Source organism: Anaerobiospirillum sp. NML120449, from assembly GCF_023051105.1.
GTDB lineage: Bacteria > Pseudomonadota > Gammaproteobacteria > Enterobacterales > Succinivibrionaceae > Anaerobiospirillum.
Window position 1 is genome coordinate 16,039 of record NZ_JALKIL010000004.1, and the last position, 24,350, is coordinate 40,388.

Genomic DNA, 24,350 nt, shown 5'->3' on the forward strand with positions numbered 1-24,350 from the left:
TCAATGATCAGGCATGGTTCTGACATCAATTAATGCCTGTATGAGCACACAAACTCAATTGTTCTTTAGGTTAGAATCTGAAACATGGCCATGCACGACCATAATATGGCCCGTATGGTGTTCCTGTTACATGCAGGAGGCCCTTTCAGTTTAAACAACAAGTTCAAATACTGACCTTCATTGAAAGATGCAGGTGATTTTCAAGGCACATCCCGCAGCGGCGGCCCGGCTTCCCGGCTGCCCATGCGACAGCCCATGCAGCAGTGCAGCAACCACAGCTGCAGCTGCCGAGGCAGCACGGCACTAGCCGGGCCGCAGCATTTGAAGACTGCATTGCAGTCAGCTGCCCGTGGCAGGCAGATGTGCAGAGGCTCTGGCTTCCTGACTTCAGAGACATCAAAAGGCTGAGGTCGCGTCGTAAATCCTGGAGTACGATTAATGTCTTCTCTTCCTCATCATATTTTTTCCACACAGGAAATCCGCGTCATTGAGCAAAATCATGCCGCAACCCACAAGGGTCACTGCTTTGACTTGATGGAAAGGGCAGGACGTACCGTTTTCGAGGAAATGCGCAAGGTAAACTCACGTCCGAGCATGGTTTATGTTCTGGCCGGTAAGGGTAATAACGGTGGTGACGGCTACATCGTGGCTGCCTATCTGATGCGCCATCATATCCCTTTCCGTATTTTCGCCACCGACAAGCCACGTGAGAACTCTGAGGCCTTTGCAGCCTGCTCATATTTCATCAAGCTCGGCGGTAAGGTCGAGTATGAGCTGCCTGATCTGATTGAGGAGGCCAACAACGGTAACAGCCCTGATATCGTGATCGACGCCCTGCTCGGTACTGGTCTTAATACCGAGCCTCGTGAGACTTATGTGGAGTGGATTAACTTCATCAACTCCACCCGTGCCTATATCATCGCAGTAGACGTACCATCAGGCGTTAATGCCAATACAGGCCACGTCTATCATGCCTGTGTCACCGCCAATAAGACTGTGTGCATGTTAGGTCTCAAGAGCGGTCTGGTAACAGGCGATGCTGTGGACTATGTAGGCGAAATTGTCTGCAATTCCCTTGGTGTGGACGTCAACTACTTCCACGGTCAGTGTCTTTCCGATGAAAAGTCAGGCGCTTCCTATCTGCCTGTCTACCTCAACAGCTATGAGGACATCATTGCTGACCTGCCGGTACGACTGCTATCAGATCACAAAGGCCGTGCCGGACGTCTGCTGGTAATTGGCGGATCTCACGGCTATGGCGGTTCCATTGCCATCTGTGGTCAGGGTGCACTGCGTGCCGGTGCCGGTCTGGTAAAGGTAGCAACTGCCCATACCAATGTGGGCTCCCTTAACGCTGCACGTCCTGAGCTGATGACTGTTGACTTTGAGGATCTGGATGCGGTAGCTGAGGCCATTGAGTGGACTGACGTTATTGCTCTTGGTCCAGGTCTGGGTACCGATGAGCATGCCATCAAACTGCTCGACATGGTTATTTCCTCAGAAAAGGCCATGGTGCTTGATGCTGACGCGCTCAATATCATGAGTACCCGTGAGCTGCAGGTGCTGCCAAACTCCATTATGACTCCGCATCCGGGCGAGGCTGCCCGACTGCTGGGCTGCTCCATTGCCGATATCAATGCAGACCGCTACAAGGCTGTTTATGAGCTCCAGCAGCGCTGCGGCGGTACCGTACTGCTCAAGGGCGCCGGTACTCTGGTATGCGATGGCAACAAGATTTTCATCATTCGTGAAGGCTCTCCTGCCATGGCCTCAGGCGGTATGGGTGACCTGCTGACTGGCATTATTGCCGCGCTGCGCGCCGAGGGCCTGACTGCCAGCCGCGCCACTATCTGCGGCGCCGCCGTGCATGGCCGTGCCGGCCGCCTCTCTGGTGACTATACAGGTGAGGTAGGCTGTCTTGCCTGTGACCTGCTCCCTTATGTGCGCTATCTGGTAAGTAAGCGTCCAGGCCTTGCAGACCACAACCAGGGTCATATGTCCACCTATGCCGAGCGCGCCACCTCAGTGCTGCTCGAAAACCGCATCATGTTCTGATTCTGGGCGCAGCGCAGCGCAGCCAGCACCGGCGCCGCTGCAGGCGCCGCGCTTACGCCACCATAAACAGGGGCCGTCTCCACCTTGGGGACGGCCCCTGTTGCATGTGGGGCCACCAGCCGCGCCGGCTGCTCAAGCCAGTGCTGCCGGCTGCACCAGCCAGCGCGGCCGTATGCGCATATGTGCCGGCATCTGTCAGGTCAGCTGTCCGGCCAGTTGCCATGGCTGATGCACTGGAGGCGGCTCAGGGCTGTTGCTGACACAATTAGACCATGTGCAGCTTAAGGCAGTGATGACTTTGGTAAGATAGGCATCGGATTATGTATGGACATACTGACTGTGTACGGGCCATATGGCGCGGCGCAGCATTTGAGGAAAGTGGAGAGTATGGCAAATCAGGTTACTTTCACCCTTGCAGATGAAGAGGCAACTCTGGCTCTGGGAGCGGCTCTGGCCAAAGTGCTCAGTGCCCAGTGTGAGCAGACAGGAAACAGGGCCCTTTGTATTAATCTCGAGGGTGATCTGGGAGCAGGCAAGACCACCATGACCCGTGGTCTGCTAAGAGCTCTTGGACATGAGGGTACGGTCAAGTCTCCTACCTATACCCTGGTTGAAAGCTATGAGCCTAAGGGCCCTCAGATGGTGATTTACCACTTTGATCTCTACCGTCTTATGGATCCTGAAGAGCTTGAGCTTATGGGCATTCGCGATTACTTTGCCCGCCGTGGTATCTGCCTTATCGAATGGCCAGACCGTGGTCATGGCCTGCTGCCTGATCCTGATCTTACTGTGGCCATTAAGCACGAAAGCGAGGGCCGGACCGTCACGGTAAGCTCAACTCTGCTCTCATCTGAGCAGCTCAATACTATCGCTGCGTCAGCTGGCTAAGCCCGGCCACTGCTCACGCCTGCCCGGCAGCTGGGCAGCCTGACAGCATGGCTGCCATGGACCTGACCGGTCTTGCAGGCCATAACCACAGTGCCTGACCTGGCTGTCAGGCCGTAGCCACAGTGCCTGACCTGGCTGTCAGGCCGTAGCCACAGTGCCTGACCGGTCTTTCAGGCCTTAGCATAATGCCGGTCCGGCTGTCAGACCATGATCTGCGGGCACGGGACGTGCTCAGAGCAGGGGCGTGCCATAACCGTACGCGCAGCACCAGCTGTTGTTGTCTGCAGCTAACGGCGCAGGCGCTCAATTGCCCTATGCGCGGGGCCAGGCGCCAGACTAAGGCTCTGGCCGGGACGTGTGGCGGGCAGATAATTTTGTCCTTTGTGGCGCGAATTTTTGCACAAAATGCCTGATATAACTTAGAATTAGGAACATTGTTTGTGGTTAATTCAGACCGTTTCCATTCAGGACTTTTCAGCTGACCCCAGGGCTGCCGTATAAGTAACGGCCGGCATCTTTTGACGTGCGCAAAAGAAAGTGCCGCCCCGCCTGACAAGGTACAGTATGCCCACGGTGCAGGCTGCCTCAGTGCCGGCTGCTCCTGGTGCATACTGCCCTGAACGGGCAGAGCTGTGCGGCGGGCAGAGCCGTGCGGCTCAGTCCATGGCTTCCTGGCAGGGCAGAGCCCGCCTGTGTACATATGCATGCTGTGCCTAAGCACTCTGCCTGAACCTGATCATGTATTTCTGCGGTTACCATCTTTGTAAGGTTTGCTCATGTTATCAGCTCTGATGCGCTTCTTTCCCCTTGTTACGGGCCTGCTGCTGTCTATGGCAGCGGTGCAGACAGCATTTGCTGATAATATTCTGCGCGTAAGAGCCTTCTCCAATGCCGACAAGACCCGTGTGGTACTTGATCTGGATTACAAGCCGGAGTTCTCCACAGCTCTGAACAAAAACGGCGACCGCTTTGTCGTCCGTCTCAACGACGTCACCAATCACAAGTCCGCCCCGGACCGCATCGCCCTGGAACCGCGCTCAGTAGTCACATCATTCGTCAAAAATCTAAGTGGCGATGACGTACGCTATATCTTTGGCCTCAAGGGATCAGGCACCCCAAACATCTTCATGCTTGCCCCTATGAACGGCCAGAATTACCGTCTGGTAGTCGATTTCCCTCATACCGCCTCAGAACGTGCTCCTACCTCTGATCAGGAGGTCAAGGTTCTCTCCCAGAAGGAGGCTGCCAAGCAGGCAGGTACAGGTCAGGGCGCCGGTGTACCACCGGTCAATGTCATCACCGTTGATGATGCTGATGCTGCCGAAAATGCACTGCTCAACTCCCTGTCCAGTGTAGGTTCTGACGGTATTCGCACCATGACTCCGGCCCAGGTGCAGGAGTATCAGGAGCGTGTTGAGCAGATTAACGCCCGCAAAGAGGCTCAGACAGCTCAGAACAATAACAATAAACAGCCAGCCCGCCGTCCTCAGGTTGAGGAGGAAGTGCTCGACACCCAAGCTCCGCCTCCACCAAACAGGGTTTCTCTGCCTAAGGCCAATCCTTATGTCATCGCCATTGACGCAGGTCATGGTGGCAAGGATCCGGGCGCCATTGGCAAGCGCGGGGTTAAGGAGAAAAACGTAACTCTGGCTGTTGCTACCCAGCTGGCCAAATACGTAAACTCCAATCCAAGATTCAAGGGCACCCTGATTCGATCCAGCGATGTCTTTGTTGATCTGGACCGCCGCTCTGAAGTTGCCCGTGGTCATAAGGCCGATATTCTTATTTCCATCCACGCAGACTCGGTAGCTTCAGGCTCTTCTGCCCGTGGTGCTTCAGTATGGGTGCTGTCCAACAACCGTGCTCAGCGTGAAAATAACAAGGTGCTCAAGGGCGATGGCAAGGGCCAGCTGCTCTCAGGTGTAAGTGAGGTACTGTCCTCAGCTGACAAGCAGAACCCTTATCTTGCTGCCACCATCCTGTCCATGACCTCTGACAATACCCGCTCTGAGGGCTATAACATGGGTCAGGAAATTCTCAACAAGCTGGGTAAGTTCACCAAGCTGCACAAGAAAGAGCCAATTCACGCCTCGCTTGCAGTATTAAAGTCCCCTGATATTCCATCATTACTGATTGAGACCGGCTTCCTTTCCAATCCTTATGAGGAAATCCAGCTCAATCAGCCTAATTACCAGAAGCAGATTGCCTACGCTATCTATCAGGGTATTGTGGCCTATTACGAGAAGTACACCATTCAGCACATCAAGAGCCGCTATGAGAGTGCTATCCGTACCGGTGCTGCCAAGGTCAGGATTCACGAAGTTCATAAGGGTGAGTCCCTGTCGGTAATTGCCCAGAAGAACAAGACCACAGTCTCCGCCATCAAGGCCTACAACAAGCTCACCAGTGACAATATCCGCATTGGTCAGAAGCTCATCATCCCATAATCATCTCATAGCTGGTTGCAGCTGGAGCCCATATCAGGGCTGCAGCCGTAACCGGCCCGGGACGTACCAGGCATCCAGAAGTCCGGACATCCGGATATCCATGCGTCCAGAAATTCAGGCATCCTGACATTCAGGTCCGTCCCGTCAACTCTTTCCCTCAGACCATATGCTGACAGTGCACAGTCTGCCTGCGGTATATACCTGAGCGGTCAAAACCTCTATACTCAAAGATCGTCACTTTCTCATCCCTGTCCGCACAGAACGTGTCCTCATCTGCTCCCGACATCAGTGTCTGCAGCAGCTGAGCCCGGACCCTTTGTGCCCGCCAGCGCGTCATGGCCATTGGTCGCCACGCATACCGGCAGCTGCGGCACAGCCTGAATCTGCAGCCGCAGCAACAGCTGCTGCGGGCGCAACAGCTGCAGCTGGTGCAGCAAGGGCTGCTGCATCAGCGGCGGGGCGAGGGTGATATTGTCAGGGAGCATTGTTTTTCAGCGGGTTTGTTATGCCAATCAAGCGACTTTCTGTGCAGCTGGCCAATCAGATTGCGGCCGGTGAGGTAGTAGAGCGTCCTTCCTCTGTGGTCAAGGAGCTGTTAGAAAATGCCGTCGATGCCGGTGCTACCGTTATTACTCTGGAAATTCGCGGATCAGGCAAGCAGCTTATCAAGGTCACTGACAATGGTAAGGGCATCCCTGAGGATGAACTGGCTCTTGCTCTGGCTCCTCACGCCACTTCCAAAATTGCCTGCCTTGAGGATCTGGCTGCCATTGTCACCATGGGCTTTCGTGGTGAGGCTCTGGCCTCCATTGCCTCAGTATCCCGACTGTCACTTATCTCCCGTACCGCCGATCAGCCTCATGCCTGTCAGGTAGAGGTATCAGGACCTGAGCAAAATCCCGTAGTAGCTCCGGCAGCCCATCCTGTGGGTACCTCGGTAATTGTCAGCGATCTCTTCTTTAACACCCCGGCCCGCCGTCACTTCCTCAAGTCAGACAAAACTGAGTTCAACCACATCAAGGATCTGATGATCCGTCTGGCGCTGGTCAATTACGGCATTGAGTTCAGGTTCATTGCTGACGGTAAGACTGTGCTGCATGTACAGGCTCAGACCAGAGCCCGTCTTGGCGATCGTATAGCCCAGCTGCTCGGCCGTGAGTTTAAAAACGACGTGCTGCGCTTTGACAATGGCGATGAAAGCTATGTTAATGCCTACCGCCGCTATCTCAATCTGGCTGTGCCCTATGACAGCGGCGCCGACGTAATTGAGGACGGTCTGAGCCCTGATGATTATGATCCGCTCAGTCGTCAGGTGCTGTCCATTTACGGTGTACTTGTCAGGCCTCAGTCCTTTACCCGTGCTACCCCCGATCGCCTGCTGACCTTTCTCAATGGCCGCTGCATTTCTGATCGTACGGTGAACCATGCCATACGTGAGGCTTACCTCAATGCCGTGCAGCAGGATATGGACTTCAAGCCGTGCATACGTGGCGTTATTTTCATGGAGTGCGATCCGCGCACTGTTGATGTCAACGTTCATCCACGCAAGGATGAGGTGCGCTTTCACAATTCCAGCATCATCCATGACTGCATTCTGGCCAACGTAAAGTCAGTTTTTGAGCTCAACCATATCAACAGGGGCAATGCCCGCATGGGCAGCCTTGGTGTCGATGACGTCACCATTGTCGATCATTCAAAGGCTCCGCAGGACGGCATCAGCCCTGAGGAGATCGTACGTCGCCGCCGCGAAGCTCTGGGCACTGAGCGCAGCCGCCAGTACGCCGCTGCCATCGAGCAGTACCTGAGCTCCACCCTGAATCCGCTGCACCCTCTGCCAGACGGCGAAAGTGTCGCCCAGACTGCTGCCGCCGCCGGGGGCTCTGCTCCCGGCGACACAGGCGCTGCAGCTCTTACCGGCCGCCTGTGCTGCTTTGCCGACCTGCTGGCACGAGCCCGCAAGGGAGATGCATCATCTCAGGCACTGGAGTTCATTACCAGGCTGCGCCACGGCCAGCTCGGTACTGACCATCATCCATCGGCGCAGCCGCAGGGCGGCATGGCCCCACATGATGGCATGGAACAACAGGGCGGTATGGCGCCACAGGAAGGCATGGCACCGCAGGAAGGCATGGCACCGCAGAGCGGCATGGGACCGTCCGCACAGCCGTCATACGGCCGGGGCGGCATCTGGAATGGCAGTCTCTTTGATGAAGAAGAGGACATACTCCCAGATACCGGCAGCTCCAGCGGAGGCTCAGGTTCAGGCTTAAGCTGCAGCTCCGGCCCTGCTCAGAGCAGTCAGGGGCAGGCAGGGGCGCATGATGACGGCAGCGATGTGCTTGAAGATGATGATGAGGGCCACCAGAGCGGCTTTTCAGGGCAGGGCGGCGGTTCTGCCCGCCGTGCTGGTCCTTCCGGAGCTGTTAACAGGGGCAGCAGTGCTTTTAGCCTTGATTTCCTGTTGCAGACCCAGGAGCGCGAGCGCATCACCCGCATGCTCAACAATGCCTCCCGCAAAGGCCAGGCAGCCGATGAGAGTTCACAGCCGCCTCAAGCTTCCTCAACAGCCGAAACAGTTGATGATGCATTTGCCCAGTCAGCGGCCGAAGCCCTTAACTGGGCGGCCTCCGCTGACAGCCCCTCTGGTGCTGCCAGCAGCACCGCCGGGAACAGCCCTGAGCCAGGCACTGCCCTGGGCTCAGAGCAAAGCCCAGATCCCGACTCAGCTCACAGCTCTGGCCCGTCCGGCCTGGTCTTTGACAGCTCAGCCAGTCTGGAGCGTGCCCGTGCCATGGCCTGTCAGGCCCATGACGAGGAGTGCTCAAATGAGGGCAGCGCAGTGCCAGATGCAGACGCTGCTGGTGCAGCAGGGGCTGACAGCCGCCAGGACGATCAGGTTCTGCATCGCTCCATGATGAGTGATGCGGCGACAGCTCATGGCGGAGATGCGCATGCCGCTGCAGCAGCGGCTGCTGCAGGAGCTGCTGCGGCCGCAGCCTCAGCCATGGACAGCCATACGGGCACATCAGGCAACTGCGATTACGGTTATGCCATGGGCGCCGGGCATGGCAGCGATGCGGACCATGACCCGGGCCGTGATTACGGGCAAGACTATGCCTGTGACTATGGTGACAGGTATGCAGGGGCGGGCGGTACTGATGCTGGTCCGGGCGGTGCTGGTGCAGGTCCGGTAATGGACTGTCCGGGTATGCAGCGCATGAGTGCGGATCAGGTAAGCGAGCTGATGTCGCTTCAGGGCAAATGTCAGTTCCAGTCGCTGGTAACGGCTGATGTGGCCCTGATGAATATTGGCAGCCGCTATTTCATGGTGCGCTGCTCTGAGCTGTATTACAGTCGCAGTGCCTTTGAGTATGCCCGCGATGTGCAGGGCGATCAGGTCAAATCAAATGAGCTGCCTATGCCTTTTGCCATACGCTGTGACGGCGCGCTGATTCAGGCCTGCCGCTCTCTTGAGGTGGTGCAGGCAGCTGCACGCTGCGGCTTTGGGGTGCGCAGTGTGGCCATACGCTCAAGTATAGAGCTCAGCACCATTCCGGCTCTGGCATCAGGTTGCAACCTGGCAGCTGTAGCCCTTGAAGCACTGCGCATCATTGCCGCGCAGACCGCCATGATTAATCTTGAGGCCAGGTGCCCGCAGCAGCTTGCTGAACTTATGGCCCGCTGCCGCCCGGTAGCCATTAATACGGCCTATGATGCCCGCAATCTGATTGAGGGCATAGACAGCATGATGTCACTGCAAAAAGCCGCCGAGCAGGGGGCCCTGATGGAAATAAGCCTGCTTGATATGGCCCGGGTGCTGCTGGGTGCGCGCAGCTGAAAACTCAGCGGCCAGACTGACCCGGCATCGCCCTTGGCGCCGGCCCGCCAGTGGGCAGGGCCAGCCAGGCAGGGGCAGCCAGGCAGGGCCAGCCGGGCAGAGGCACTTTAATTTGCGATTAACCTATTAATACCAGGAGAGTCCTGACTTATGTATGAGGCTGTAGTAATTCTGGGCCCGACGGCATCAGGTAAAAGCGCTCTTTCTCTGGAGCTGGCACGTCATTACCGTGCTGAAATTATTTCCCTTGATTCAGCCCTGATTTACAGGGACATGGACATAGGAACAGCCAAACCGTCAGCCGAGGAAAGAGCTGTCTGTCCTCATCACCTTATCGATATCTGTGATCCGGCTGAAAGCTACAGTGCCGCCTCATTTCGTCATGACTGCATTGAACTGGTCAGAGATATCAGGGAGCGTGGCGCCCTGCCGGTAATATGCGGCGGCACCATGATGTATTACAAAGCCCTGGTTGAGGGGCTGTCGCCTCTGCCTGAGACTGACCTGCAGGTGCGTGCAAAGGTACAGGCCATGGCCGATGAGAAGGGCTGGCCGGCGGTGCATGAGCTGCTCAGAGAATTTGATCCCGTGCTGCATGAAAAGCTTGCTCCCAACGATCGTCAGCGTGTGGCCAGAGCACTTGAGGTTTACTACATGACAGGCCGGGCCATGAGCTCTTACTTTTCCGAGCCTAAAAACGAATGTCCTTTCAGCCGTTTTGAAATGGTGCTGCTCCCTGAGGGCAATGATCGCAGTGCCCTGCGCGTGCTGATACGCCAGCGCTTTGAAAAGATGCTTGAGGACGGTCTTATTGACGAAGTTGCAGAGCTGCTGCAAAGAGGCGACCTTACAGATGACATGCCGTCCATACGCTCGGTAGGCTACCGTCAGGTGGCCATGTATCTGCGCAAGGAGGTCAGCTATGAGGAAATGATTGAGCTCAGCGTCATAGCCACGGCCCGCCTTGCCAAGCATCAGATGACCTGGCTGCGTGGCGGCCTTAAGGATGTGGGCAGCAGTGACGAGCTGGTGCGTCATGTCCTTACCATCGAGGACAGAAACAAAACCCAGCGCATGCTCGAGCTTATGGCAGCCGAGCCCTCTTTCGAGCAGTACCGTATCAGTCCTCAGTCTTAGCGCAGCCGGGCGTGCCGCCGGACGTGCCGCCCGGCAGCGCCTGAGGCCGCGCCACGGACCTGCCTGCCGCGCCAGGGCGGCGGTTGCAGGCAGGCGCGCTCCAGCAGGGGCCATATAGTCACAAAGGCTGATAATTATGGCAAAATAGCTATTCCCAGGGGAAAGGACTTTCATAAGGATGCTGAGGATGCAGTTGTGATACGCAGGATATGACCACTGAGGTCATTGGGTGCAGACGCTGCAGATCAGTATCAGCCTGAGATTTGTGTAACAGAGCAGAGAGGCGGTGAGTATGGCTACAGAACGTTTAGATAAGAAAAGCCGTGATCATTATTTGAGGCAGGAGACCTTTATTGCCAAGGCTCTGGGGATTAACGAAGACGAGGCCCTTACTGATGAGAGAATGGAGCTCAGTCAGCTTATCTACGAACTCGATGGCAATATCAAGGCCAATGAGGTGAATCTTTTTGAGAGTGACCCGAGAATTCTGACTCCGGCCAACATGAGCTCATATGTCGAGGACATGATTGCAAAAAGTACTGAAATCAGCACCATTGCAACCACCATGGCGCCGATCTGGGCCCTCGATTACATCAAGATCTTCATGTTCGATCTGGAGCGTCTTATTGACCTTGGCGACAACAGATTCCGCCAGAACTATGTTTTCTTCACCCGTGCCCTGAACGCTGCCCTTGAACGCAACGACATGGTGGCTCTGGCTGATCTTTTCGGCGGCGAGTGCCCGTCACTGCTGCGCTCCATCCTCAACCTGCGCGCCTGATAAGCTGACAGCGCAGCTCCGTCAGACATGCCACGTACCCTTAAGGGCCAGGCCAGCGACCAGCCCTGCGGCCTGCACGGGCAGCCCAGCCCTGGCGGCCTGCATCAGGCCGCACCTGCAGGCGCAGCCTGAGGCGGGCAGGGCTGTCATGACGGAGGCTGACTGAGATTATTAATACAGATGCTGGGAAGCATTGAGCATTCTTTAAAGGAAAAAATTATTTATGGCAGAAAAGGAGTTTGAGCCCCTTGGTAAAACCATTCTGGTGCATGTGGAGCTCCCTCAGGCCAAAAACCAGGAAGATCTGGAAGAACTGCACAGACTTGCAGAATCAGCAGGTGCAGATATCTGTGATGCTGTAGTGTGCCGCCGTGACGGCATTGATCCTCGAACCTATGTAGGTTCAGGCAAGGTAGTTGAAATTGCCGATGCCGTAAAGGCTCATGAAGCTGAGGTCGTGGTCTTTAACAGCCCGCTGACTCCGGCTCAGGAAAGAAATCTGGAAAAAGAGACCGGCGTCAGAGTAATGGACCGCATTGCGCTGATTCTGGTGATTTTCGCCATGCGTGCCCGCACCTATGAGGGCAAGCTGCAGGTGGAACTGGCGCAGCTGCGCTATGAGCAGGCCCGTCTGGTACGTGGCTGGACTCACCTTGAGCGTCAGAAGGGCGGCTTTGGTCTGCGTGGCGGTCCTGGTGAAACTCAGATTGAGCTTGACCGTCGTGCTCTGCGTGAGCGTATTGCTGCCATTAAGGAAGATCTTGAGGTAGTAGCACGCCGCCGCGAACAGAACCGTCAGGAGCGTAAGAAAAACGCCATTCCTGTGGTCTCATTCGTAGGTTATACCAATGCCGGCAAGTCCACGCTCTTCAACCGTCTGACCCGCTCTGAGGTCTATGCTGCTGATCAGCTCTTTGCCACCCTGGACCCTACATTGCGCAATATGGTGCTTCCGACAGTAGGACGTGTGGTTTTTGCTGATACCGTAGGTTTTATCCGTCATCTGCCTCATGAGCTGGTAGCTGCTTTCCGCGCTACCCTTGAGGAGACCATTCAGTCTGATCTGCTGCTGCATATTATCGATATTGCCGACCCTCGTATTGAGGACAATATCGAGGCTGTAAACGCCGTACTTGAGCAGATTAAGGCCGATCAGGTTCCATCTCTGCTGGTATTTAACAAGGCTGACCTCAAAGAAGAGGTTGCTGTGGGCATTGTGCGCGATGAAACCGGCCGCCCGGTACGTGTCAATGTCTCGGCCCGCAACGGTCTGGGCCTTGATGAGCTGCTGCAGGCCGTATCAGAGCTGCTCACTCTTGATCAGTGTGAGTTTGAGGTTCGTCTTGAGCACACGGACGGCCGTCTGCGCTCCATGCTCTATGAGCTCAAGGCCGCTCAGTCAGCAGGCTATGATGACATGGGCCACGAGCTGCTCAAGGTACGTCTTAAGCCTGCAGATGCAGCCCGTATTGAAAAGCAGTCCGGCGGACGCCTGAGCGCCTGTCTGGTTGACCGCTCCAATGGTCTGCCATGGCAGCAGGAAGAAAGCTTCGATTTTGAAGACATAGACTGACAGCAGGGCTCAGTCTGCTGCATGCGACCGCCTGCAGCAGGCAGGCTCCGGTTCATGGCCCAGGCATACTCCGCCATGGCCCCGGGCAGCTGCCGCTTTGGCGGCGGGCTTTGCCTGGGGCGGAGCTGGTGCCGGAGCGGGGCCGGAGCAGTAAGCTAAGACTAATTATCACTGTCTCCTGACTTTTCCAGGTCTATTACAAGGTTTTGCGTATAGAATTGACAGGTTAACTGCATGTCCTGTTGATTTTTCCCTCCTCCCAGGACGGGAGCCGGTGGCCCTGAGGCCACTGCAAGCGCAGTTTTATTTGCAGTTTTCACCGGGATGTGAAGTCCAGGTGAGGTCGCAATAACATTTCTTTATTACGGCTGGAACGTTTGTCCACTGAGCTGGCCGCCATCTCGCAGCATGAGGGGCTACAGAGCAGCTGTCTGAGCCTTACCATTGCTGAAAGGGAGTGCAGGCAGGGCCGGTCTTTGGAGAAACAGCGAGTTTTGCATGATAGAAAACAATTCCAATATGGGATGGAATCCTCCAGGCCAGAAGCCTGACGGGGAAAAAGATGCCAACCCACAGAGCAATGAGCGCGACCCTCAGGGAGGCGCTAACAACAATAATGAGGACCCATGGGCCCGCTATCGCAACAAAGATAATGATGGCGATCTCACCAACCTGTTCAAAAAGGCTGAAAAGCTTCTGAGCGGCAAGGGCGGCAGCGGCAAGGGCAAGGGCTTCAACCAGAAGAACGGCCTCAAGGGCATAGCAACTGCCCTGGCAGCTGTGATGCTGGGTATTTTCATTTTTAACGGTTTCTATACTGTGCGCGAAGCTGAGCGTGGCGTAGTACTGCGCTTTGGCAAGATCTACGAAGTAGTGGATCCAGGTCTGCAGTGGAAGATCCCGGCCATTGATCAGGTCAATACTGTTGATATTGAGCAGGTGCGTTCCATTCAGTCTTCAGGTGCCATGCTTACTGAAGATGAGAACGTGGTTATCGTGGAAATGGACGTTCAGTACCGTATTTCCGATCCTGTGCAGTACCTGTACTCAGTAACCAGCCCTGACAACTCTCTGATGGAAGCAACCGACAGTGCTCTTCGCTATGTGGTTGGTCATACTCTCATGGATGACATTCTGACCTCCGGCCGTGAGCGTGTCCGTCAGGACACCCGTGAGCTGCTCATTTCCATTATTGAGCCTTACAAGATGGGCCTGACCATTGTTGACGTAAACTTCCTGCCAGCCCGTGCACCTGATGAGGTTAAAGAGGCCTTTGACGATGCCATTGCTGCTCAGGAAGACGAGCAGCGTTTCAAGCGTGAGGCCGAAGCCTACGCCAATGAAGTGCTGCCACGTGCCGAAGGTCAGGTGCAGCGAATCCGTCAGCAGGCCGAGGCCTACCGTTCACGTGTAGTTCTCGATGCCCAGGGTGAGGTAGCACGCTTCGAGCAGATCCTCCCTGAGTACACTGCCGCTCCGGAAATTACCCGTACCCGTATTTATCTTGAGACCATGCAGGAAGTGCTGGGCAACTCCTCCAAGATCATTCTTGATACTCCAGAGGGTTCATCACCTGTACTGTATCTGCCGGTTCCTCAGGGCAATGGCGCCCCACGTGCCACCGCTCCATCCACCGGTTATCAAGCCGCAGGATCAGCTCCTTCAGCCTATACACCTTCTTACAACAGCAGTTCTGCAGGCAGTTCATCTGCCGGCAACGCCACTCCGGCACGCCGCTCTGCTGACCGCTCAGTAGGCTATGGTTACTCTCAGGGAGGTAGACAGTAATGCGCGGTTCAACTTTTAACCTGCTGCTGTCAGGTCTTCTGATTCTGGTTTTTGTAGGCTTCAACTCTGTCTTTGTTATCAACGAGGGCAATGTGGGTATTGTGACCCGATTTGGCAAGGTGCTCAGAAACTCTGATTCTGAGCTGGCCGTTTCCAATCCTGGTCTGCACTTCAAGATTCCTTTTATCGACAAGGTAAGAGTGCTTGATGCCCGTATTCAGACTCTTTCTGCCCGTGCTGACCGCTTTGTGACTGCCGAGAAGAAGGATCTCATCATCGACTCCTACGTAAAGTGGCGCATCAGCGATCCGTCCACTTTCTACCTGACCACAGCCGGTGGCAATATCATGCAGGCTGAGGAACTGCTGCGCCGCAGAATTAACAACTCCCTGCGCAGCCAGATTGGTCGTCTGACCATTCATGAAATTGTTTCCGGTCAGGAAAAAACCGGCACCTACGGTGAAATGGACAGCTCCTTTGACAGCGTCACCGAGCGCCGTGACCTGGGCCGCACCATTGCTGCCACTGACAAGAGCAGAGTCAATGATGCTGATGACACCTTAAAGGTAGACTCAGACAAGATTGCCGACTCTCAGAGTGATGTTGAGAACATCATCAGCAGCTCCAAGCGTGATCAGGTTATGCAGAATGCTCTGCGTGATCTGGGCAAGAGCTCCACTGAGCTGGGCATCAAGATCGTTGACGTTCGTATCAAGCAGATCAACCTGCCTCCTGAGGTCTCTAACTCCATTTACCAGCGTATGCGCGCCGAGCGTGATGCCGTAGCCAAGCTGCACCGCTCTCAGGGCCGTCGTGAGGCTGAAACCATCAAGGCTCAGGCCGATCGTGAGGTAGCCATCAAGATCGCTACCGCCGAGCGTGAAGCCCGTCGCCTCATGGGTGCCGGCGATGCCGAAGCCACCCGTATCTACGCCAATGCCTATACTCAGAATGCCGAGCTTTTCGACTTCCTGCGTTCCATGGATGCCTATCGCAAGTCCATGGCCAAGGGCAATGATGTACTGGTGTTAAAGCCTGACAGCGAGTTCTTCCGCTATTTTGGCGATCCTGCCAACTCCAAGGTCCGCCCATAAGCTGACCGCACAAAGAGGCATGCAGATCAGGCTGCACGCCTCTGCAATAAAGGCTCCCACCGGGAGCCTTTATTGTATGGGCCGTATTGGCGCAGCCCCGCTGCTGCAAAGCAGCGCTGCAGCAGCCGCAAGGCAGGCCTGCCACCAGGTGGCACGGCCTGCAGCCTGCGGCCATGGGGCCGGTCATGCCCTGATACGGACAGGTATGCACCACTGCTCTGTAGTCCTGGTCCAGGGGGGAGCAAAAGTGAAAAATATCTGATTTTGTTAAGCTGAACAGATGATATTTTTTTCCTGGCGGGCTAAAATAAATAAAGCGTTTTGTTTTCAGAGCAAAGCGCTTTTTTTGTGTTCGCTGCAAACGGCTTCTGAGCCGGGACTGTTTCACTGACAAAACCGCTGAAATAGGCTAAGATCAGAGCGTTTGCGCCGGGCAAATACATATTTGATGAGCCACTGGGCTCAGGGCTCAATAAAGTCCTGACAGGGCCACAGAGGCTTAGAGATTGCCGCTTTTATTAAGAAAATTAACCATTTTCTTAGTGACACCGAGAAAAATGACATGCCTAACAATGTTGTAGTACTTGGCACCCAGTGGGGTGATGAGGGTAAGGGTAAGATTGCTGATCTGCTGACTGTCAATGCTGACATCGTAGTCAGAAGCCAGGGTGGCAACAATGCCGGTCATACCCTGGTAGTAGGCGACAAAAAAATTGTCGTCCGTCTTGTTCCTTCCGGAATTTTACACTCCTCCAGCCTGTGCTTGATTGGTTCAGGCGTGGTCGTCTCCCCTGAGGCTCTCTTTGGCGAGATTGAGGAGCTCAAGGCCTCCGGTATTGCTGATGCCGAGCAGCGCATCAAGATTTCTGCCGGTTCCTCTCTGCTCCTGCCTGTTCACGTAGCTATCGACAAGGCCTCCGAGTTAAAGCGCGGCAAGAATGCTATCGGCACCACCTGCCGTGGTATCGGCCCATGCTATGAGGATAAGGTAGCCCGCCGTGGTGTACGTATCGGCGACCTCTACGACATGGAAGTCTTCAAGGACAAGCTGGCCCGTCTGCTTGAGTACCGCAACTTCATTCTCAAGAACTACCTTGGTGCCGAAGAAGTCTCCTATGATGAGGTTCTTGCTCAGATCGAGTCCGTTCGTGACCGTATCCTGGCCATGGTAGCTGACGTTTCGGCTATCCTTACCGATGCCCGCGAAACTGGCAAGAAGGTTCTGTATGAGGGTGCTCAGGGTACCTTCCTTGATATCGACTACGGTACCTATCCTTATGTAACCTCCTCCAACACCGTTGCCGGCGGCTGCTGCACCGGTTCAGGTTCCGGACCTCGCTACATCGACTATGTACTGGGTATATGCAAGGCCTACACTACCCGTGTAGGTGGCGGTCCATTCCCAACCGAGCTCTTTGACGATATCGGTGAGGGTATCCGCTCCCGTGGCGCTGAGTTTGGTGCTGTTACCGGCCGTCCACGCCGTGTAGGCTGGTACGATGCTGTTGCCATGCGCCGTGCTGTTGCCATCAACTCCTTAAGCGGCCTGGCCCTGATGAAGATCGACGTGCTCGATGGCATGAGCGAGCTTAAGATCTGCACCGGCTACAAGCTTGCTGACGGTACTGTATGCCAGCTGCCTCCAATGGCTGCCTACGAGTATGATCGTGTAACTCCTGTTTTTGAGACTCACCCAGGCTGGAGCGAGTCCACTGTAGGCGTTACCCGCTTTGAGGACCTGCCTGAGAATGCTCAGAAGTATATCCGCCGCCTCGAAGAGCTGGCCGGTATCCCTGTAGACATCATCTCCACCGGTCCAGAGCGCGCTCAGACCATCATGGTCAGAAATCCAATGGCCTGATAAGGCCACTGCCATCCATAGCAGCTTCAACGCTCAGGCCTTCTGGCCTGAGCTGAGAGGTCGGCAGGCACAAAAAAGGCGGTACCCTTTTGGGGTACCGCCTTTTTTGCTGTCGGGCCTGAAGCCCTGAAAGTTCTTATTTGGCGCGATTTACGGACATGCGGCTGATTTCAGCCAGACCTTCGCGATATTGGCTATCCGGGAGCACATTGAGGCACTCAATGGCGCGCTCTGAGGCTTTGATGGCCTCCTGCTCGCAAAGATCCAGGGCACCGGTCTCATCAATGGCTTTCTTTACGGCATCGATATTGACGTTCTGGATATCCTCAAGCAGCTGCTGACGGCGGGACTGTTCGATATTCTTCATGGCCAGCAGTACTGGCAGGGTAATACGCTGATCGGCAAGGTCAGTGCCCGGATCCTTGCCCAGAGCCTGGGCATCGGCGCTGTAGTCGAGCATGTCATCCTTAATCTGGAAAGCAATGCCCAGCTGACGGCCATATTCGCGCAGTGGCTCAATGAGGTTATTGTCTTCCTTGATGAAGATAGCAGGTTCAATGGCTGCCAGCTCAAAGAGCACGCCGGTCTTGGCGTAAATGGTGCGGTAGTAGGTGTCCAGATCCAGATTGAGATCTCCTTCATGCTCAAGCTGGTAAAGCTCGCCTACAACAAGCTGGCTTAAGGTATGGTTAAGCGCAATGATGGTGTCGAAATCATGAGCCTTTTCCAGCAGGTTGAAGCAGCGGGTGAACATGTAGTCACCGGCCAGTACGGCTGCGTGGTTGCCCTCGGTTTCATTGAGGGTAGGCTGACCACGGCGCATTGGGGCCTTGTCGATAACATCATCATGGACCAGGGTGGCAGCATGCAGCATTTCGATGGATGCGGCTATGTGGCATACCTTGTCAAGGTGCAGCTCTTCATTGAAGTGAGGCAGGCCATAGGCTGTCAGCATGGTAATGCGTGGGCGGATGCGTTTGCCTCCGGCGCTGATAACATACTGGCACATGGCATTTACCTGAGTCTCAAGCACATGGTCGGTATAAGTGGCTTTGAGTAATTCTTCAACACGATCAAGTCCAGGACAGTCCATAACAATGGACCCGGCCTTTGTAGGTGCGGCCATACAACAATCCTTTAAGGGTCTATGGCGCGTTCAGATCGCAGCCATCTCCATTTTCCATATTAATCAGTGATCCCGGGGCAGAACCTGGCAACATCTGCAGCAGCGCTTTCCCGGCGCCATGGCGTCTGTAAGTCTGTCTGCACTCCTGCAGTTAAGCTGCCTGCCAGTGGAATCTGGCGCAGCTGTGCCGCAGTACTCCAGGGAGGTAGGCCTGAGGGGATCAACGTACAGTTGTGGCCCTGAATCAGGGGCAAAGTCCAGATATTTTAGCATTATTTGCTCTGATACGATTGACACGCGCCCGGGGCAGTGCGCGCCTTGCAGGCGGTCAGGCGTATGCCTGTCCTGGGCGAACTGTCTACGGCTGCATGGCAGACCGCACCGGCGCGCCACCTGTGCCCTGTGTGCCTGCCGTGCCTCCCACTGAGTGCCTGGCAGCTGCAGCAAAATCTTATCGATTTGTGCCACCTGGCATGGACCTGTCACGGCCCGGGTTCTCTCATGAACCGGTACATACACGGCTTTGACCCGCTCCAGACATGGTCCTGACAGCCGGCGGCACTGGGAGCGGAGTCAGGCCTGACAGAGGCTCGGGCCGGTGGCTGCAGGGTCTGGGAGTTTTTGCAGAAAGTTTGACGCAGTGGCATAGCAAGGACGTCGTTTGTATGTTATAATTTTGCGGTTTTGAAAGTTGATTCAATTGACTTTCAAAGCACTGAGTGTGTAGAATATGCGCTCATTATTATTTGACCTGACAAAGCTTTTACAGTCCCTGCGAGTCAAGCTCCTGGTCGAAAAGCTAGATGATTTCACAAGCCTCATGCCACGGGCACCGGGCCTTACTAGCAGCAGGCGGTAAGTATCTAAATCATCGAAAGACCGGCGTTAAGCCTCATTTGAGTATTACGGGGCAGGGCCCCGGTACCTGATATAAAAGAGTGTTTCGTCCTGGTTTGCCATCCATCAGCTTTACGCCTGGATGTGTTTTGTCAGCGATTGATGAATTGATTTGAGCGGGAGCACAAACTCCTGCGTTCAAACGGAGTTTGAGCATGTACGCAGTTATTTTTTGCGGTGGCAAGCAGCACAAGGTCTCTGAGGGTGAAACCCTTTGCGTTGATCTTCTCAATCAAGAGGCTGGCAGCACTGTTGAGTTAGACAAGGTTCTCTTAATTTCTGACGGCACCAACGTTAAGGTTGGTACCCCTTACATCGACGGTGCCAAGGTTACCGCCACTGTAAAGGGCGAGGTAGCCGGTCCTAAGATTAAGATCGTCAAGTTCCGTCGTCGTAAGCATCACCAGAAAGTCACTGGCCACCGTCAGTGGTTCACCGAATTAGAGATTACCGGTATTACCGGTTAGGAGTAAGAATCAATGGCACACAAGAAAGCCGGTGGTTCCGTACGTAACGGTCGCGATTCTCAGGCCCAACGTCTTGGCGTTAAGCGTTATGCTGGTGAGTTAGTTACCGCAGGCAGCATCATTGTCCGTCAGCGTGGCACTCACTTCCACCCAGGTGCAAACGTAGGTATCGGCAAGGACGACACCTTATTTGCCAAGAAGACTGGTAAGGTTTCTTTCGTAACTCGTGGTCCTAAGGGTCGCAAGTACGTTCAGATCATCGCTGAAGACGCTGCTTAGTTTTCAGGTGATCGGCCTGAAATAACTTCAGGCGGAAACTGATAAAAGGCCTGCATCACCGTTGGTGGCGCGGGCCTTTTGCGTATCAGGGACCAGTCATGAACAGCACAGCTGTGCCCAAGGGGCCCCAGGCCCAAGGGTCCAGTGCTGCAGCAGGCAGCGGCCACACGCAGCGCGCCGCAGGCAGAGCGCCGCTGAGGCAGCGCTGCGGCTCCGGGCACTGATGACAGGGCAGTGACAGCCCATTACCACAGTCGTGGCCTGACAGGCCACCAGATTCAGGTTCAACCTGCATAACCAACTTTCGTCGAGGGTATTATGAAGTTCGTTGATGAGGCTACAATTCGCGTGGAAGCTGGCGATGGTGGCAATGGCGTAGTCAGCTTCCGCCGTGAAAAGTACATCCCAAAGGGCGGTCCTGATGGTGGTGACGGCGGTGACGGCGGCAATGTCTTTATGATTGCCGATACCAATCTCAACACCCTGGTTGATTACAAGTTCACCAAGTTCTACAAGGCTGAGCGCGGTCAGAACGGTATGTCCTCTGACTGTACCGGTGCCCGTGGTGCCGACATCATGCTCAAGGTTCCTGTAGGTACCCGTATTACCGACAAGGAAACAGGTGAGGTCCTTGGTGACCTGCGCAAGGAAGGTGAAATCCTGCGTGTGGCCAAGGGCGGCCGCCACGGTTTTGGTAATACCCACTTCAAGAGCTCCACCAACCGTGCTCCGCGTCAGAAGACCAATGGTACTCCTGGCGAGCGCCGCATTCTGGAACTCGAGCTGCTGCTGGTAGCCGACGTAGGCCTGCTTGGTCTGCCAAATGCCGGCAAGTCCACCTTTATCCGCTCAGTATCGGCTGCCCGCCCTAAGGTAGCTGACTATCCTTTTACCACCCTGGTACCAAACCTTGGTGTGGTAAAGACCGGTGATGGCGAGAGCTTTGTTATTGCAGACGTACCTGGTCTTATCGAGGGTGCTGCTCAGGGCGCCGGTCTTGGTCACCGCTTCCTGCGTCACCTTGAGCGCTGTCGTGTGCTGCTGCATCTGGTCGATGCCATGCCGGTAGATGAGTCCGATCCTGTAGAAAATGCCCGCGTTATCGAAAAGGAGCTTCAGGAATACGCCCACGATCTGTACGAAAAGCCACGCTGGCTGGTGATCAACAAGGTAGATCTGCTTGAGGGCGGTGAGCAGGAGGCCCTGGAGCTGGCTGAGAAGATTGCCTCCTCCCTGCAGACCCGTCCAGAGCGTACCTTTATCATCTCAGCTCTGCAAAAGCAGCGTGTCAATGAGCTTACCTTTGCCCTGCAGGAGCTGGTAGACAGCGTCAAGAAGGCTGAGCTTGAAGCCGCGCAGTCCGGTGAGAGCAACAATGCTGACGACTTCGTCTGGACCGAGGGTGAAAAGAACATCAAGGATCCGGTCAACGGCGCCACCATTGACGGTGATGATGATTTCGACTTCTTTGATGATGAAGACTCAGGTGTAGAGATCGTCTACCAGAAATAGTTTTCCGCGCCCACATCACCAAAGTCAGGACGTGCGCGCCAGGCCGGTACATCCCGGCCTGGTCAGACGCTGTCCTGCCTCAGGCGATGAGCGTCATATTCAGGCGCTAACCATCTCAAGGTGTTTAGCACCTGTTTTCTTTGCTCATAAGCCACAGGCTCATGAGCAGCCGCCTGGCGCAGGCCTGACGGCCCTGAAAAGCCGCCTGTCGCAGGCCTTTCAGGGCACCATCCAGCCTGCAGGCCTGACGGCCCTGAACAAGCAGAGAGCATCTACAAAGTGACTGAAGAAAATGCAGCCCCGCTACCGGTGATTTATCAACTGACTCCGGCACGTCAGTGCACTCTTTCCATGATTGTTGCCATGGGTGAGGATCGTGCCATTGGCGAGCGAGGCACCATGCCATGGTATCTGCCTGATGATCTCAGGCACTTCAAGGCCGTAACCTCACGCAGCTGCGTCATCATGGGCCGTAAAACCTTTGAGTCCATTGGCCGTCCGCTGCCGGCCCGCCGCAATATTGTCATTACCTCCAGTGAGGCTCTGGCTCAGCGCGACGATATCGAGGTAGCCACCAGTCTGCCTGAGGCCCTTGATATGGCCCGTGACCGTGACCTTGCGGTAAAGCGCAATAAGGAAATGGATACTGAGGGCTGTCAGGTAGAGGCTGCAGAGTACGATCAGGTATTTTTAATTGGCGGCTCACGCATCTTCAGAGAAGGTCTGAGTTTTGCCGATCGCATCATCATTACCGAGATCAGGGCCTCATTCCCATGTGCTGATACCTTCTTCCCTGAGCTCATTGAGTACGGCTACTTTGTGCTCGAAGAGCAGCGTCCTTTCATGCATGGTACCCGCAGCTGGTATTTCTGCGAGGCTGAGCAGCCAAAGGGCTTTGCTCAGGAAATCACTGACTTTGACGAAGAAGAGTCCATAGTCGATGAAAACGACAATGTCCGTGAGGTCAGGAATATCCACACCGGACTTGCCTACAAGCACCTGACCTACGAGCGCGTCAGCTGACAGCTGCTGCCGCTGCCGCAGCAGCTGGCGCAGCCTGCTGCAGAGGCGGCGTGGCGCACAGACAACAAAGGCCGCTGATGCGGCCTTTGCTGTTTCTGGAGAGGGCAAAGATGGACAGAGCGTCGGGGCTGTCGGCGCGCTCCATCAGATAGAGGCGTAGCCTGCTGACTTTACCGAGAAGAACTGGTCGTCATCAAAACGCCAGGCGGTCAGCCGGTCACCCCAGACGCATCCGGTATCAAGGGCTCTTATCGATGGTTCGTCGCAGCGGCCATTGAGGGCAGCCCAGTGACCAAAGACCAGCTTGTAGTTCTTCTTTTTGTAGGTCATCTCAGGGGTGAGGCGGAACCATGGAGTCATGCCCTGGGAGGCTACCTCCTGAGGGTCGACGGCGCTGTTTTTGTAGTCAAGCGACCAGTCCTTGCCCAGAAGTCGCATGCGGGTAAAGGCACTGAGAGCAAAGCGCCAGCGTGGCAGGCCGCTTAAAGTGGCACTCCATACTTTTGGCTCATCGCCATACATATTGCGCAGCATGATGAGACGGCGCTGGGGATCGCGCAGCACGCGGCCAATTTCCTTGGCTTCACGGCGGGCCGCCTTAATGTCCCACATAGGGTAGATACCGGCATGAGATACTACCAGGGGCTTGGACTCATGGAACTGCATGAGATTGCATTTGAGGTAGAAGTCGACAATTTCCTCACGGTGACGTGAGTTTAAAATGACTTCCAGATTATCCTTGGGACGAGCTTTGGATATGCCATAGTGGACGGCAAGGAAATTCAGATCATGATTGCCCAGCACACTTTTTACCTTTGGGCCCAGACGGAAAATCTCCTGCATGGTTTCTACAGGCAGGGGGCCACGACCGATGAGGTCACCGGTAAGGATTAAATCATCCTGATTCTCATCAAATCTGATAAGCTCAAGCAGGCGTAAAAACTCCGCATGACAGCCATGAATATCGCCTACGCAGTAAGTGGCCATAGCTACTCCAGACAAAAAATAATGGTCCAGTGGATGTTCAATCGCAGCCGCAAAATTATGTATTGCATTCCTTATGTCTGTACATACACGGCGGCGGCTTGCGTCAATAATAACATGATGTGTCCTGGCATGTCAGAGCCCGTTCAATCAGGCCCCGCAATCAGGTTAAGATACATAAAATCATACAGCTGAAACTCCCCGGCACGGTTCACACTGACCATTCCACTACAGGGACCAGCGCCAGATGGGTCACTGGGTCTGTGCAGGGAATCATCAGGCAGGGTTACAATTTGCGCCCCGGTGCAGCACATGTCCCTTTACTGTGGTGCACAATCAGATATAAATCAGATAAGCAGCTGCGGGCGCCGCTCTGTGACTACAGATACCTCAGTCAGACGTGGCCATAAGATCAGCTCAATATCTGAGGCAGGACCAGAGTATCAGCATGAGCTGATGCCTGTGCCTGACCGTAACAGGATTCGCCTTTTGCTCACGCGCAGCCAGGTCATTGCAAACGCGCAGCCTGGCCACAGTCCATGCACAGCCTGGTCATTGCAAACGCGCAGCCTGGCCAATGGCCAGGCAAGCACAGGACAG

General features: G+C 55.2%; 16 protein-coding genes. 14 read left to right on the forward strand and 2 right to left on the reverse strand.

What is annotated here, in order from left to right:
• Positions 1-438 precede the first annotated feature (438 nt).
• The 10 genes from MXE41_RS02065 to MXE41_RS02110 all read left to right on the forward strand — a co-directional run bounded on the left by MXE41_RS02065 (position 439) and on the right by MXE41_RS02110 (position 17,462).
• Positions 439-2,055, forward strand: a complete 1,617-nt coding sequence (locus tag MXE41_RS02065; protein WP_246977527.1) for an NAD(P)H-hydrate dehydratase — start codon at positions 439-441, stop codon at positions 2,053-2,055.
• Between the two features lie 387 nt (positions 2,056-2,442).
• Complete coding sequence (gene tsaE / locus MXE41_RS02070; RefSeq protein WP_247099186.1) at positions 2,443-2,943, forward strand: tRNA (adenosine(37)-N6)-threonylcarbamoyltransferase complex ATPase subunit type 1 TsaE; 501 nt, start codon at positions 2,443-2,445, stop codon at positions 2,941-2,943.
• 776 nt (positions 2,944-3,719) lie between these two features.
• Positions 3,720-5,390 (forward strand): N-acetylmuramoyl-L-alanine amidase, encoded by a 1,671-nt coding sequence (locus MXE41_RS02075; protein ID WP_247099187.1) that lies wholly within the window; start codon positions 3,720-3,722, stop codon positions 5,388-5,390.
• A gap of 505 nt (positions 5,391-5,895) precedes the next feature.
• A complete protein-coding gene (gene mutL, locus MXE41_RS02080; RefSeq protein ID WP_247099188.1) occupies positions 5,896-9,228 on the forward strand; it encodes a DNA mismatch repair endonuclease MutL in 3,333 nt (1,110 codons plus the stop codon).
• Between the two features lie 150 nt (positions 9,229-9,378).
• Positions 9,379-10,365 carry a tRNA (adenosine(37)-N6)-dimethylallyltransferase MiaA gene (gene miaA, locus MXE41_RS02085; RefSeq protein ID WP_247099189.1) on the forward strand — a complete coding sequence of 329 codons (987 nt, stop codon included), beginning with the start codon at positions 9,379-9,381 and terminating at the stop codon, positions 10,363-10,365.
• 292 nt (positions 10,366-10,657) lie between these two features.
• On the forward strand, positions 10,658-11,146 hold the full coding sequence (locus tag MXE41_RS02090; RefSeq protein ID WP_247099190.1) for a hypothetical protein: 489 nt from the start codon (positions 10,658-10,660) through the stop codon (positions 11,144-11,146).
• A 223-nt stretch (positions 11,147-11,369) separates the two neighbouring features.
• On the forward strand, positions 11,370-12,719 hold the full coding sequence (gene hflX, locus MXE41_RS02095; protein WP_246977521.1) for a ribosome rescue GTPase HflX: 1,350 nt from the start codon (positions 11,370-11,372) through the stop codon (positions 12,717-12,719).
• A 498-nt stretch (positions 12,720-13,217) separates the two neighbouring features.
• On the forward strand, positions 13,218-14,507 hold the full coding sequence (gene hflK, locus MXE41_RS02100) for an FtsH protease activity modulator HflK (RefSeq protein WP_247099191.1): 1,290 nt from the start codon (positions 13,218-13,220) through the stop codon (positions 14,505-14,507).
• Positions 14,507-15,601, forward strand: a complete 1,095-nt coding sequence (gene hflC, locus MXE41_RS02105) for a protease modulator HflC (RefSeq protein WP_246977519.1) — start codon at positions 14,507-14,509, stop codon at positions 15,599-15,601. The genes hflK and hflC overlap by 1 nt, the downstream gene beginning before the upstream one ends.
• Before the next feature lie 562 nt (positions 15,602-16,163).
• The gene (locus tag MXE41_RS02110; protein ID WP_246977518.1) at positions 16,164-17,462 is read left to right on the forward strand and encodes an adenylosuccinate synthase; all 1,299 of its coding nucleotides are present in this window, start codon (positions 16,164-16,166) and stop codon (positions 17,460-17,462) included.
• Between the two features lie 136 nt (positions 17,463-17,598).
• On the opposite strand, the gene MXE41_RS02115 is transcribed toward MXE41_RS02110, so the two are convergent.
• Positions 17,599-18,588 (reverse strand): polyprenyl synthetase family protein, encoded by a 990-nt coding sequence (locus MXE41_RS02115; protein WP_247099192.1) that lies wholly within the window; start codon positions 18,586-18,588, stop codon positions 17,599-17,601.
• 1,052 nt (positions 18,589-19,640) lie between these two features.
• Here MXE41_RS02115 and rplU point away from each other — a divergent pair.
• From rplU to MXE41_RS02135, 4 genes are all read left to right on the forward strand, one after another.
• Positions 19,641-19,952, forward strand: coding sequence for a 50S ribosomal protein L21 (rplU, locus tag MXE41_RS02120; RefSeq protein WP_246977516.1), 312 nt, complete (start codon positions 19,641-19,643; stop codon positions 19,950-19,952).
• 12 nt (positions 19,953-19,964) lie between these two features.
• Entirely contained in the window at positions 19,965-20,231 is a 267-nt protein-coding gene (rpmA, locus tag MXE41_RS02125; protein ID WP_246977515.1) for a 50S ribosomal protein L27, read from the forward strand.
• Between the two features lie 318 nt (positions 20,232-20,549).
• Positions 20,550-21,743, forward strand: coding sequence for an Obg family GTPase CgtA (gene cgtA / locus MXE41_RS02130; RefSeq protein WP_247099193.1), 1,194 nt, complete (start codon positions 20,550-20,552; stop codon positions 21,741-21,743).
• Positions 21,744-22,022: 279 nt separating this feature from the next.
• Complete coding sequence (locus tag MXE41_RS02135; RefSeq protein ID WP_247099194.1) at positions 22,023-22,766, forward strand: dihydrofolate reductase; 744 nt, start codon at positions 22,023-22,025, stop codon at positions 22,764-22,766.
• A gap of 144 nt (positions 22,767-22,910) precedes the next feature.
• Here MXE41_RS02135 and MXE41_RS02140 read toward each other — a convergent pair whose 3' ends face one another.
• The gene (locus tag MXE41_RS02140; RefSeq protein WP_247099195.1) at positions 22,911-23,753 is read right to left on the reverse strand and encodes a symmetrical bis(5'-nucleosyl)-tetraphosphatase; all 843 of its coding nucleotides are present in this window, start codon (positions 23,751-23,753) and stop codon (positions 22,911-22,913) included.
• Positions 23,754-24,350: the final 597 nt, after the last annotated feature.